At 33.3% G+C, this 8,264-nt stretch carries 6 protein-coding genes and 2 pseudogenes; 1 reads left to right on the plus strand and 7 read right to left on the minus strand.

Annotated elements, in window-relative coordinates:
* Together AC1DJR_RS15505 and AC1DJR_RS15510 are read right to left on the minus strand one after the other, a co-directional pair.
* Positions 1 to 952, minus strand: a 952-nt coding sequence (locus AC1DJR_RS15505) for an aldehyde dehydrogenase family protein (protein ID WP_477002957.1), incomplete at its 3' end; no start/stop codon positions are given.
* 143 nt (positions 953 to 1,095) lie between these two features.
* Positions 1,096 to 2,451 carry a hemolysin family protein gene (locus AC1DJR_RS15510; RefSeq protein WP_429687304.1) on the minus strand — a complete coding sequence of 452 codons (1,356 nt, stop codon included), beginning with the start codon at positions 2,449 to 2,451 and terminating at the stop codon, positions 1,096 to 1,098.
* A gap of 363 nt (positions 2,452 to 2,814) precedes the next feature.
* Between AC1DJR_RS15510 and racA the strand changes: the two genes are divergently transcribed.
* Positions 2,815 to 3,357 (plus strand): chromosome-anchoring protein RacA, encoded by a 543-nt coding sequence (gene racA, locus AC1DJR_RS15515; RefSeq protein WP_002012665.1) that lies wholly within the window; start codon positions 2,815 to 2,817, stop codon positions 3,355 to 3,357.
* 101 nt (positions 3,358 to 3,458) lie between these two features.
* On the opposite strand, the gene AC1DJR_RS15520 is transcribed toward racA, so the two are convergent.
* The 5 genes and pseudogenes from AC1DJR_RS15520 to AC1DJR_RS15540 form a co-directional block, all read right to left on the minus strand.
* Positions 3,459 to 4,055, minus strand: a complete 597-nt coding sequence (locus AC1DJR_RS15520; RefSeq protein ID WP_002085820.1) for a hypothetical protein — start codon at positions 4,053 to 4,055, stop codon at positions 3,459 to 3,461.
* 317 nt (positions 4,056 to 4,372) lie between these two features.
* Positions 4,373 to 5,695, minus strand: a pseudogene (locus AC1DJR_RS15525) (hypothetical protein); the annotation flags it as partial.
* A 91-nt stretch (positions 5,696 to 5,786) separates the two neighbouring features.
* Positions 5,787 to 7,604 (minus strand): AAA family ATPase, encoded by a 1,818-nt coding sequence (locus tag AC1DJR_RS15530; RefSeq protein ID WP_002065222.1) that lies wholly within the window; start codon positions 7,602 to 7,604, stop codon positions 5,787 to 5,789.
* A gap of 107 nt (positions 7,605 to 7,711) precedes the next feature.
* Positions 7,712 to 7,972, minus strand: coding sequence for a LemA domain protein (locus AC1DJR_RS15535; RefSeq protein ID WP_429687306.1), 261 nt, complete (start codon positions 7,970 to 7,972; stop codon positions 7,712 to 7,714).
* Between the two features lie 76 nt (positions 7,973 to 8,048).
* Positions 8,049 to 8,264 (minus strand): annotated as a pseudogene (locus AC1DJR_RS15540) (arginine-ornithine antiporter); the annotation flags it as partial.

Below are 8,264 nucleotides of genomic sequence, written 5' to 3' on the forward strand. Positions count from 1 at the left end.
CTTCATGAAGCGGGTCTCCTACTACAACGTTTTCCATTGCTTTCGTTAATTTTGTAATAAACTCTTCCATTTTGCGTTCATGCACAAAAACACGTTGTACTGAAATACAAACTTGTCCATTATTCACAAACGCGCCCCATTTTACACGTTCAATTATTTCGTCTGTCAATTCAACATCTTCATCAATAATTACTGCAGCGTTCGATCCTAATTCTAACGTCACTCGTTTCAACCCGGCTTTTTCCTTAATTCCAATACCTACTTTCGGACTTCCTGTAAAAGTAATACTAGCAACGTTCTCATCTTTTACTAATGCCTCACCTACAACAGATCCAGGTCCAGAAATTATATTGAAAGCTCCCTTTGGTAAACCAGCTTCTTCAAATAATTCTACCAATGCATACGAAGAAAGTGGCGTTTGGTCGGCAGGCTTTAGCACAATAGTATTTCCAGCCGCAATTGCTGGGCCTACCTTATGTGCTACTAAATTAAGTGGAAAATTAAACGGTGTAATAGCACCAATAACCCCGATTGGTTGTCGAATTGTATACGCTATACGGCCACCTGCTCCTGGTGCAGCATCTAATGGTAACGTCTCACCATATATTCGCTTCGCTTCTTCAGCTGCAAACTTATATGTTTGAACAGTGCGATCTACTTCTCCCCGTGCAGCACGAATTGGTTTTGCAGCTTCTTTTGCGATAATCTCTGCAAACTCTTCTCTTCTCTCATCCATTTTTTGTGCAACCTTTTCTAAAATAGTTGCACGGTCGTATGCGGATAATTTTTTCATTTCTTTCATTGCATTTTTGGCCGAAACTATTGCTTCCTTAACGTCATCTTCTGTACCTTGCGCAATCTCCGCTAATGTTTCTTCAGAATATGGTGCATACAATGGTTTATACGTCTCTACTGATTTCCATACCCCATTTATATATAAATGTTTTTTCATAGTGGTTCTCCTTCCGAATATATGTATACAATAATACATTTCATTTATTTCACCTAGTGAAAGGTCTGACTTGTGTAATTGTATCATAGCCCTAATACATCAAAAAACATTTTGCTCAAAAAAACTCTGCTACAAAGCAGAGTTTACGAACTAATTTGTTCTTGGAGCGAAATCTTTTTTTCATCTCCTACAATAACAATCGATTCTGAAGGTTTCGTTACTTCTAATCTCTTAATATAGTGTCCATCTAATTTTTTTACGCAAAATTTATAATTTTCAATCTCAATGATATCCCCCTCGGAAATCTCAATATTTTTTGTTAGGATCCAACCGCCAATCGTATCGACATCATCGTCGTCAATAGTCAAACCTAATAATGCGTTCACTTCACTAACAAGTACTTTTCCCTCTAAAATCGTTTTCGTCTCACTAACTTGTTGGATTTCCGGTTGTTCATCAGTATCGAACTCATCTTGAATATCCCCTACAATTTCTTCTAAAATATCTTCAACGGTTACAAGACCTGATGTACCACCATATTCATCAATTAATATAGCGATATGTGTTCTTTCTCTTTGCATTTTTAAAAATAGATCATGAATCGGGATAGATTCAATAACTAAAATAATTGGCCTAATATATTGCTCCACTGTCTTTTCACTAACAACTCGGTGCTTCACAAAATCTGTAAATATATCTTTAAAATTCACAAAGCCTATTACATGGTCCTTATCACCATCAACAACCGGATACCTCGTATATTTTTCATGAGACATTTTTTGTAAAGCCTCTTCAGCAGGCATTTCTTTATTTAAAATATTCATCTCTGTTCGTGGTACCATTATTTCTTTCGCAATACGATCATCAAATTCAAATATTTTATTCACATACTTATATTCAGATTGATTAATCTCACCATTTTTATAACTTTCTGAAACTAACAACCGCAATTCTTCTTCTGAATGCACTTCATCATGCCCTTTTGGTGGTTTCAACCCAAGAAACTTTGTAATTAACCGAGCTGATCCATTTAAAATCCAAATGAATGGGAATGCAATACGATAAAACAAAATGAGTGGCTTAGCAACAAAGAAACTCACTTGTTCTGCTTTTTGAATCGCAAATGTTTTTGGAGCTAACTCTCCTACTACCACATGGAAAAATGTGATAAACAAAAATACTAAAATTATAGCTAAAATGTCTGCGAGTTGAGTAGGGACGTTCCAATTTGCAAACAACACATCAAACATGTGCTTTAGCGCAGGTTTACCAGACCACCCAATCCCAAGAGCTGTAACAGTTATTCCTAATTGACAAGCTGATAAATATTCGTCTAAGTTTGTAATGATTGTTTTGACAGATATTGCACGATTATTTCCTTTTGCAATTAAATAGTCAATTCGTGAACTCCTCACTTTAACAATTGCAAATTCTGCTGCAACGAAAAATGCCGTTAAGGCAATTAAAACAATCACTATACTTATACTATATATGTCCAAATACTTTTCCTTACTTACAGTGTAAGCAAGGAAGCCACCTCCTACTTAAATTTATTCAAGTGAAGTAAGCATTCTTATACTCTAATAAAATTCTACATTAGTAACCACCTTTTTATATATTATATGCATACATAAAAAAGATATTTATAATTATGATAATCTAATTAGCTTATTATCGTCAAACTATAATAAGCCCAATTTTCCGATAACTAAAAATGATTTATATAAATAGTATGTGCTAAACAGCTGAACTTCGTGAAAAAACACTTTCTTTGCCGATTCCACACTTCTTTTGTCACACCTGAAGGGAACTTGCTACATAACTAGAAATCATTCAACAGGATATATATAGGAGGGATTATTTTGGAATATAAAACACCATTTATCGCAAAGAAATTAGGTGTTAGCCCAAAGGCTGTTGTCCGGATTGCACAACAATTAAATCTTACGATAAAAAAAAATAAATATGGTCATTTTATTTTCACACAAGGTGATTTAGATCTAATGTTAGAATACCATCGCTCTCAAATGGACCAGCCTCAAAACTCTCAAACTACTCAAAAACCATCTTCAAATGATGTAGAAAAATTAAAAACTCAAGTAAACACAATTGTTCAAAACACATCATCGAATGATTTTGAGCAATTAACAGCTCAATTTACCACAATTACGAGAAGACTAGATCGAATGGAAGAACAAATGCAAGATAAAGCAAATGATGTCGTTACATACCAACTTTTACAACATCGCCGCGAAATAGAGGAAATGTTAGAACGAATTCAAAAACTAGAAGCTGCCCTAAAAAAAGAAGAACCAATATACATTACTCCTGATGCAAAACCAACATATGAAAGAGAAAAGAAACCGAAGCGTCGTAAAATGATTTTTAGTATATTTGGACTATAATATTGTAGACCCTTATTCTGAGAATAAGGGTCTACTTTTTGTATGAAAACAGATGCCCGTAATAAGTAACTCTTCTTCATACTATACATATTCATATATTTTCATTTTGTTAACATAATATTTTTACTGTATTCTGCAATAAGTGCCTGCGCATGAGCATTCCCTTGAATAATATCACGGAATTCTTTCAAAGAATACAGATGTGTAGCCCCTTTTCGAGCATGAATTCGCACTGGTACACCTTGTAAAGTATCATGAAACTGGAATGGACTATCTATCGGTTCGATTGGAAAACCGAGTGTAAGTAAATACATATACATTCTTTTTGTAACTGCTGCAATATACCATTCCGCTTTCGTCTCTAACGCATGCATAAATAAAATAGCTGCTAGCCTTTTGAAATGTCCTCTCCCCCGAGACGTTTTCGCAATACTTAACTTTCCTATTTCATACACATTTTTCAAATCTTTCACTAAATCATTTTTAGAAAACGGATAGAAAAACTCAGAATTTGATTGTTCAGGTACTGTAAACTTAATACATTCTACTGTACCAATATGATGTTCATCTTCTATTAATAAAAATCGTGATGGATTTAAATTACGTTCTACAAACATTAAGTTTCTTTCTTCACAAAAATCTCCCCACAGTTGCTCGAACCAAAAATGCTCTTCCTTTGTTTGAACACGCTGGAACATATTTAACCGCCTTTCCCATCGCCGCTCTGTTTTTGATAACGCTTTCACTTACTATCATATAAGAACAAATCTTCGTATGCAACTAAAAATATTTATGTCTTATTATATTCTGCAAAATGAATTAAATTCCTATTTATTACTCATTCATACACATGTAAAAACTCTTAATTCCCCATACTGTTACAAACATAAAAAGATCCAATTACTCTAATAAAAAAGTGATAATCACTATCAAGTTCGAACCGTATAATGTGTCTTTCCGTACTGCATATAATTCTTCTTAACCTAAAGAAATCCTTCATTAAAAAGGATTTCTTTTACATTTTATTACTTTTTAACCATTTCTCGAAAATTTGAATCATCCCATGCTTCCCAGCCAACTTCTCTTCTCCTTGTTTCGTTTTATATGGATATAGTTGTAAAAACACTCCACATCCAGATTCAATTTTTTTACTATGCATATGGCTACCTGGATATACACAAATCACTTCATAAATCGCTCTTCGCTTAAAAATTCGTTTACCATTCTGTTCTTCTACATACTTAATAGACCAGTATTTATACATTTGCTCCGTTGCTTTCGTATTACCGACAGGCTGAAAAATATTGTACATAGGGCTGTATTTCACTTCGATAATAATAGRAGATTTATATACATACTTCTCTTCTTCCTTTACATAACAATCTAAACGAATATCCGGCTTCTTTGTGTCCTCTCCGTTATAAAAATTACTTCCTTTGCTTAGTGCAATAAGAGGGTGTGTTTCAATTAAATCATTAAACGCGACGTGCACTTTTATATCATCTCGATGTAAAATCACTGTCGTTCCATCTTGTAATCCGTCTAAATAAAAATGTTCTTGTATTTGTTCACGAATAGGATTCTTATCTTCAAATCCGATTTGTTCTAATATAGAAATAACGATAAAAAAAGCGTAATACTCATACACTAAAAACGTTGGTTTATATACGAATAATAAAGATGGRGGTTGCTCSGTATGTTGCGGTAACAATTCTAAATGGTGGATTAATTGTTGATGCGGTATAGATAAAGTGTTCGAATTAATGGTAGCTGTTTCAGAAACTTCCCTCCAAAATGGAGAATATAATAAATTTCGAAAGTATTGCACACTTTCATATACGATATGAGCTAATATTTTATATTCTTGTATTTTCACAGAACTTTTCCGTAAATCTGCTTCTTTCAGTAAATGTAGATTTCTATATTTTTGTTTTTCCCTATCCGTCACGGATCCATTTCGTTCAATCGTTTTCATAATTGTTTTAACAGCTTGAAATTCATCTGACTTTTTCTTCTTTTCTCCTTCTAGTATTTCAATAGTTTTACGTACAAAAATTTCTGCTTCAAGTAAATAATAATAGAATTGCATCGTTTTAAATTTAAGAAATGCATTTTCAATACTATTTTTTTGCTCCTTAAATTTACGGTTGTAATATTTCGCATAAAGCTTTCTTTCTGTCATAATGGCAGTTTTTCTCGTTGTCTTCCGCGCTTTCGTTTCCCATTCATATTCGTGTACAAATTCCGCATTCGATTCTACTTTCTTAAAAATTTGTTTTATTCTTTTCATTTTTTGTGGCAACTTTCTTAACAATACCAAATAAGAAGAATCTTCAATATAATCGCCTTTCCCCTCAGTACCAATAATTAGCTTCAATACAAACGGGAGCGTTTCTTTCGTATCGACGATTGCTGTTTCATAACGCTCCTCATTTTGCATAGCCATACAGCTCCAGTTCTCTACGCTTTTGTCTTATATAAGCTAAAGAATGTTCAAATGTAGATACACGATTTGCAAGCGGAGACTGTAAAAGTGGTATCAATGTCGCTCCCCTTTTTGCTTCTTCAGAAAGTAGAGGGCCCACTGTCATTTCTGTCCCCCTTAATTTCGTTAATACACGCTGCTTTATTTGCAAATCAAAACCTTCTTCCCTGCTAATCATATAGGACTGATTATTTTGGAACGGTATATTTTGCAAATACGTAGCGATTGCGCTTGCACATCGGAAAGAAATTCCTTTTGATATATCGTGTGATGATAGTACATCATGTAACTTATCCAATAACTCTAATTCCTCTTCAGTATACACTTCGATCATCTCTTTATTCCTAAACCAATTGAGTCGAAATTCTCCCGTTGTTACTTTCAGCGGGGGTTGCTGAACAACTTTCTCATGTTCTATACTCATCTCGCAAAACGGAATTTTTTGTAATGTAATCAAATTTGTTCGATCTAATAATCGATCGGAAAGCTCTTTCGTCGTTTCATCAAAATTTACAGTGCCTACGAAAATAATATTCTCACCAATTTCCACTGAAGGTGGAATTTGATTTTCTATTTCTTGTACTTTCTCATACAAACTCAAAATACGATTTTTCTTTTCAAGTTGAAGAACGGATAGAAACGGAGTAAACCAATGCTCAATATGTGACATGTTCATTTCATCGAACACAATTATATACAATTGATTTGGATTTTCTTTAGCCTTTAACAATGTCCGAACTAACTTCGTTTCACTTTCAATAAAATTACCATTCGGATGAAGGTAACCGAGAATATCATGTGGTTCTTGATACGATGGTGAAATCGGAATCCAAATTAATTCTTCCCCATAACGTAACCCAAGTGATTCTGCRTAAGCTTGCACAAAGCGTGATTTCCCAACACCTGGTATACCACCAACAATTGTTAACATATTGGTTTTAATACTAATGTGAAAATTATATATATCTGTATCATCCAAATATAACCCTTTATTACGAACCATACTTTGTACATACTGCAAAAAAGAGGATTCACGCTCATCCCATTCCCAGTCATCCTTTTGCATTTTAATATCTTCTACTTCAACTAACTTACCTTCTTCAGCAATTCGTTTATTTAGTTGGTCATACACATTTTCACTTACAAAATATAAATGATCATCTACTGCTATTTCTACATGTTTCATCCAATCGTTTATTTCAATATATTTGCATTCTTTTCTTTGCTCAAAATATGAAATTGAACTTATTGATGATTTTAAAGATAAATTTCCATATAGCCTTCCTTCATGCCACAATAATTCTGGAGGCTCAAAGTCTTTTGGTAATTTAGGCATAAGAAATGATAAATAACCGTTGCTTAACTTCCGTTCCAAAGACGCTCTCTTTTTATAATTTGAGACCTTTGGTGAAGGAATCAATTTATATGAAGATGCTATTTCCCGAGGCTCTTCTGTGCATATTAATTCCAGAAATAAATTTCCACGATCATAATAAAGACGAAACATAACCAGTTGCTTTTCTAATTTATGCTTCTTTAAATCAGTAAAGATTTTTTCATTCTTTTTATTACTGCATAATCCTTCAAACAAATATTTTCCAGTCGGAAATAACTCTTGTAAAGTTAAAGGTATTGAAGAAAGACATTGTACAAAGAAATTTTCTCCATTCTTCTCTCCCTCAGCTTTTGCAAACTTCCCAATAAACCTCATATAATACATTCGCTTTATAAAACTTGGATGAAGAGCTTTATGCAATTTCAACGTAGTCACCTTCTTTTTTTCATACTATTCTTATTGTATGAACTACAATCTAAAACTAGAAATAAAAAACCTGACGTCATCCGTCAGGTTCAAAATTAAAACGTATATTAATGAGAAGGAAATGCTTTTTTTTCTTGTAAAATGGCATTATGAGCGATTTTCATTTTAGCAAGTACGTACCGTAATCGATCTTCGGCATTTTCATCTTTATTTTGCTGCAAACTCGCCAAATTCTCTACAGAACTCGCTAAATTTTCAATCACGCCTCGAAGTTCAGGATAATGATTAAAAAAAGATTCTTGTACTAATACTTTCCTTAAATCACTAGCTAAATCCATAATTCTAGACAACTGTTCTTTTTCTTCCATTTTCATCCCTCCTGAATATCTTATGTATTAAATATTCTCTAGACAAGGAAAAAAGCCCTTTAAATTAAAAGGACTTTTACATTTTTATAGTTCCTGTCAGTAACATATAAAGTGATGTAATAGCTGCAATAACAATTGCCCACATCACATATCGCTCTTTGCCTGMAAAACAACGATTCCCTTTTTCTTTTCTTGCAAACATATACACGAGAATCCCAATACCATATACGATTGAAACAAGCAATAAATTCTTTAAACCAGCTGCATAAATTAACCATACAGAGTATAGGGA

The sequence above is a fragment of the Bacillus sp. 05T31 genome, from assembly GCF_056396725.1.

Bases quoted from the DNA above. Each gene is read 5' to 3' on its own strand.
- AC1DJR_RS15520 (WP_002085820.1), bottom strand. From the start codon at position 4,055: ATGTTCCAGCGTGTTCAAACAAAGGAAGAGCATTTTTGGTTCGAGCAA.
- AC1DJR_RS15535 (WP_429687306.1), bottom strand. From the start codon at position 7,972: ATGGAAGAAAAAGAACAGTTGTCTAGAATTATGGATTTAGCTAGTGAT.